The organism is Citrobacter sp. Awk 2, from assembly GCF_028069815.1.
In the GTDB taxonomy this organism is placed as follows: Bacteria; Pseudomonadota; Gammaproteobacteria; order Enterobacterales; family Enterobacteriaceae; genus Citrobacter.
This window is the reverse complement of record NZ_JANEWL010000178.1, coordinates 1-4,091: the sequence shown is the minus strand read 5'-3', so window position 1 is coordinate 4,091 and position 4,091 is coordinate 1. Positions and strand designations below refer to the sequence as shown.

Sequence of the window (4,091 nt, the reverse complement as noted above, 5' to 3'; positions counted from 1 at the left end):
ATCCAGATGTATTCACAATAAAAAATACATTATTTAAATTCATTCCCTGAGATAATTTTAACTGCATTAATAAAAGCTTAAGAAACACGTCCCAATCACAACAACTATGCGTGTATGGAGAAGGTCTGTCAGATTAGTTATATTGTTGCTTAGACGCGATACCCTAAATAGCTGCGCGGAAGGACTGATATCACTGAGCCCGGGCCGTGAACGCAAATGGCCATTTGAACAAATTTGTACTCTGCTGAAAGCGACGTACTCCGCTGCATACTGTCGCCGTGAGCGCGGGTGATGGCATAACAGAGGAAAAAATGTCACTCTTCCGCAGAGGTGAAATATGGTACGCGTCCTACTCGACACCGGGCGGGAAGCGAATTAAGGAAAGCCTTGGGACTTCCGACAAGCGGCTCGCTACTGAGCTACATGACAAGCGCAAAGCTGAATTGTGGCGAGTAGACCAGCTTGGGGATTTCCCCGATGTAACGTTTGACGATGCCTGTATGCGATGGCTTGAGGAAAAGGCAGAGAAGAAATCACTGAAGGATGACCGCAGCCGTATGGCTTTCTGGCTGGCGCATTTTGAGGGGATCAGGTTAAAGGATGTGACCGAGCAAAAGATTTACTCAGCAGTGAACAAGATGAGCAACCGCAAGCAGCTTGAGATATGGAAAATCAAAGCTGCAGCGGCGCAGAAGAATGGAGAACCAGCGCCAGTCTATTCAGCTAAACCGGTAACCACCTCCACCAAGGCCAAACATCTGGCGTTGATGAAGGCAATTCTGCGGGCGGCAGAACGCGACTGGAAATGGCTGGAGAAAGCGCCGGTAATAAAGGTTCCATCGGTGCGCAATAAACGCGTCCGGTGGCTTGAAGCAGATGAGGCGAAAAGGCTGATTGATGAATGTCCGGAGCCACTTAAATCGGTTGTTAAGTTTGCGCTGGCAACCGGCCTGCGTCGCTCGAACATCATCAATATGGAATGGCAGCAGATCGACATGCAGCGTCGTGTTGCCTGGGTAAACCCTGAAGACAGCAAGTCAAACCGCGCTATTGGCGTAGCGCTGAATGACACCGCTTGTAAGGTTTTGCGTGACCAGATTGGCAGTCATCATAAATGGGTGTTCGTGCATACGAAAGAAGGCATCCGGCCTGATGGGTCAAAGACGCCAACCGTGAGGAAGATGCGTGTCGATGATCAGCGGGCATGGAATGCAGCTTGCCGCCGGGCAGGAATTGAGGATTTCCGCTTCCACGACCTGAGACACACATGGGCCAGTTGGCTAATTCAGTCCGGAGTTCCGCTTTCTGTTCTGCAGGAAATGGGAGGATGGGAGAGCATCGAGATGGTGCGCCGATACGCTCACCTTGCGCCGAACCATTTAACGGAACACGCGAAGCAAATTGACTCGATTTTTAGTGATGATGTCCCAAATATGTCCCACTTGGGAAATGAGGAAATTGCAGAAAATAGGTAACTTACTGAAATATAATGGTACGCCCTGTAGGATTCGAACCTACGACCTACGGCTTAGAAGGCCGTTGCTCTATCCAACTGAGCTAAGGGCGCATAGAGAAGTGATGACTTCATGCAGATGAAACGCGTGAATTATACGGTCAGCGCCTGCTGAGTCAATGCCTTTTGTTCCGGTTGCTGACGAAGTGTACGAATGTTGTTTTTTCTGGTCGTTCATGGGGTTCCAGGAAATCACCTGGTAACAACTCAGCCAGCATAATGCGGGATTTAAGGTTACAAGTATTTAGAAACTTAATGATTTTGCTTAACATTCCCCAACCACTTCCCTGCAGTTCAGGACCTCGTCAATGTTAAGTATCGCTATCAAGGAAGAAAATAGTCATTTCGAACATGGGCTGAAAATCATCATCTCCCGCCTGGCAAATCAGTGGCATCAGGACATCTGCTTTTTACCTACCGAAGATATCGATCGCGCAGACATCGCCTTTATTTCGCTGGATGACGATTGGCTCAGTGCAGGATGTTATCAGGTTCCCATCCACACCAGACGCCAACATCGGGTGATCATCTGCAACGGAGGCGATAAGGATAAGCTGATGTTTCGCCCCTGCCTGTATATGCTGCCGCTGATCTATCGGGAAGATAATGTGGAAGCGATAACCCAAAAACTGATCCTAATTCTGCAAAAACGCGCGCTCCGCCACAGTGTGCCTGCAACCGTCTGCCATTTCTGTACCACCCGCAACTTTTCGGTGGAGGAACGCCAGTTCTTAATGCTACTTGCCAGCGGTAACACGCTCGCTGAAACGGCACATCTTCTCTCCATCAGCGATATACAGGCCAGAGCAACTCGCCGCCGTATTATGAAAAAGCTGGATGTGAAAAATGATCAGCAATTTTTAAGGTATATCAGGGCACACCTGAGTTTTCTGCAACAGTAGAGTGGGCCTTGCTGTCGGGCATTTTATTGAGAAATGTCTCATCATCAATTAAGTATCGGCACCTACTGTACCTAACCGCATGCTGCCAGAATACCCTATGTATATTATTTCCGGGGAAACAAATAGACATACTCGGTAATATTTGCTCTGACGCCAGGGGGGATATCGTGGCACCGAGCCTGTTATTATGGAATGATAAATCTGAGCACTCTGTCTTTACCGCCAAAAACAGCGATGCAGAACCCCTGCAATTCGCACTTAAATTCGAGCCCATTGTCAATTTGTCTACCGCGTTGAGATACGGTTGTGAGGTTCTCACACATCTTCCCGCGAATATAAACAGTGAAAAATATTTTCACCAACTGTCGGTTCAACATCGACTGCATCTGTTTTATCAGCAAATTGACAAAATTAAGTGCTATCAACAGGGTCTGCGCTACTCATTGAATTTACCGATGCAAGCCTTCCTGAGTTGGCCGTTATTCCATTCTTTGATTACGCCCTCTCCATCCAGCTTGATTATCGAAATACAAGATCCAAATACGTTTTATTCTTTAAGTACACCTCAGCGGACGATCATCTATGGCGTAATTCAACATCTTGAAGACCATGGTATCCCAATATGGCTGGATGACGTCAATGAGAAACTGCTGGGCGCATTCACCGCAGCCAACTGGCATTTGTCAGGGGTGAAATTGGATAAAAATACGTTCTGGACACTTAGCCATGTGCCGGAAAAACTCCGCCAGGTTATTCAGATGGGGCGCGCAATCGCCGGGCTGGTGGTCGTTGAAGGAATCGAAACGCAAAAACAGCAGGAAATTGCCCTGCGCGCTGGCGCAAATTTGGGTCAGGGATATTTGTGGCCAGCAATTTATCCAGAGCAGGCGCAATAGATACGGACAGGGAAAAAGGAAGGATGCGCAGTGTAAAACGCCGGGAACGGCATCGCCGTTTACGAAACGCCCACTGTACCTGGCAATATGATCACTGTGCACCGCAAGAATTTGACAGAATTGAGTATCTGGCTCAAAAACTTGATTACACATTACCGGGCGACACGATATCTCAAGCAATTATCACAACAGACAACTATCTCGGCTACACGCTTAATCGCTATTTATTTTCTGGTACACACACAGCCATCTTCCAGACGATTGAATCGGCCCTACCACTGTTGAAGGAGTCTGAAGTTAGTCAGTTAGTGGTTGATATGGATGGTGCATCAAGCTCATATTTCGATGTTCTGGAATATCTTCGCCGACTCATTAAAGAGCAGAGTAACATTCAAATTTTCATATTACTTCCCAGTCGCCACGAAGCGCTCAGGCACTTTATTGCGATGGCTGGGCCATTTGATATCCTGCCGCGCCGCCAGCGCCTCCCGGAGATGCGCCATGCTTTATTATCGATAAAGCAGGATCATATTCACTCCGGGTACATAAATCAGGCTGATTGGGCGATGATCTCATTACTCTTGCAAGGTAAATCATTAAAGAAGATCGCTCTCGTGCAGGCCCAACCCTATCACCGCATTATCTATCGCCTGAACCAACTGATCACACGGCTGGGGTTGCCACATCGTCAACATTTTTTGCATCTGATACATCGCCTGAGCGTTACCTCTCCCCATTTAATTTAACACCCTAACCCTCTGTGATATAAGAATTTATAGG

The 4,091-nt window shown here is 47.6% G+C and carries 4 protein-coding genes and 1 tRNA gene; 4 read left to right on the top strand and 1 reads right to left on the bottom strand.

The window, feature by feature from the left end; all coding sequences use genetic code 11:
- Window positions 1–311: 311 nt before the first annotated feature.
- A complete protein-coding gene (locus tag NNO02_RS22810; protein ID WP_271455829.1) occupies window positions 312–1,475 on the top strand; it encodes an integrase in 1,164 nt (387 codons plus the stop codon).
- Between the two features lie 15 nt (window positions 1,476–1,490).
- Here NNO02_RS22810 and NNO02_RS22805 read toward each other — a convergent pair.
- Window positions 1,491–1,567 (bottom strand) — tRNA-Arg (locus NNO02_RS22805).
- Between the two features lie 254 nt (window positions 1,568–1,821).
- On the opposite strand from NNO02_RS22805, the gene fimW reads away from it, so the two are divergent.
- The 3 genes from fimW (at window position 1,822) to fimY (ending at window position 4,057) form a co-directional block, all read left to right on the top strand.
- Window positions 1,822–2,415: a fimbria biosynthesis transcriptional regulator FimW gene (gene fimW, locus NNO02_RS22800; protein ID WP_271442819.1), complete on the top strand. Its 594-nt coding sequence runs from the start codon at window positions 1,822–1,824 to the stop codon at window positions 2,413–2,415.
- Between the two features lie 167 nt (window positions 2,416–2,582).
- Entirely contained in the window at window positions 2,583–3,311 is a 729-nt protein-coding gene (locus NNO02_RS22795) for an EAL domain-containing protein (protein ID WP_271455828.1), read from the top strand.
- Window positions 3,312–3,334: 23 nt separating this feature from the next.
- Window positions 3,335–4,057, top strand: coding sequence for a fimbria biosynthesis regulator FimY (gene fimY, locus NNO02_RS22790; RefSeq protein ID WP_271455830.1), 723 nt, complete (start codon window positions 3,335–3,337; stop codon window positions 4,055–4,057).
- The last annotated feature ends 34 nt before the right edge of the window (window positions 4,058–4,091 follow it).

What these genes read in the sequence shown, in the direction of transcription:
- NNO02_RS22810 (WP_271455829.1), top strand. Translation starts at nt 312, where the DNA reads ATGTCACTCTTCCGCAGAGGTGAAATATGGTACGCGTCCTACTCGACA.
- fimY (WP_271455830.1), top strand. Translation starts at nt 3,335, where the DNA reads ATGCGCAGTGTAAAACGCCGGGAACGGCATCGCCGTTTACGAAACGCC.
- fimW (WP_271442819.1), top strand. Translation starts at nt 1,822, where the DNA reads ATGTTAAGTATCGCTATCAAGGAAGAAAATAGTCATTTCGAACATGGG.